General features: G+C 68.7%; 1 protein-coding gene. It reads right to left on the bottom strand.

Going from position 1 to position 476, the window contains the following annotated elements; translation table 11 throughout:
* On the bottom strand, window positions 1–337 hold a 337-nt coding region (locus OO70_RS53545; protein ID WP_078651922.1), incomplete at its 3' end, for a hypothetical protein.
* Window positions 338–476: the final 139 nt, after the last annotated feature.

Genomic DNA, 476 nt, shown 5'->3' with positions numbered 1-476 from the left:
CGCCCACGGGGATCAGCACGTAGGTGACGCTGGTCGTGAAGCTGTGCGCCACCGTCACCAGCCCGGTCGACGGGTTGACCCGCTTCGGACTGATGAACATCACCTCGGTGGTCCCGTTCGCCACCGCGTTTGCCGAAGTTGACGCCGCGTTGCCGGCCGGGGTGAAACCCGAGTCGGAGATCGTGACGTTGTCCGGTGACCCGCCACCGTTGATGACGACCAGGTACGCGCCCCGAGAGCCGAGGATCGACGCGGAGATGGTGTCGGACGACGACACCGCCGCTGGTGACCACGCCACCCCGGCGGCCGTGGGCACAGTGGGACTCATGGCCGCCATCGGCGTGCCTCCTCAGATCAGGTAGATGGGGGTTGCCGGGCTCAGGCCGGCACGCTCTCGAGGCGGTACACCTCGACCAGGTCGATCGCAGTCGCGCCGACGGTCTCGTCGCGCTTGGCCTGGACGCCGTCCTCACGGC

Origin of the sequence: Streptomyces xylophagus, assembly GCF_000716435.1 — a bacterium.
Taxonomy (GTDB): Bacteria; Actinomycetota; Actinomycetes; order Streptomycetales; family Streptomycetaceae; genus Streptomyces; species Streptomyces xylophagus.
This window is presented reverse-complemented; position numbering and strand designations above follow the sequence as displayed.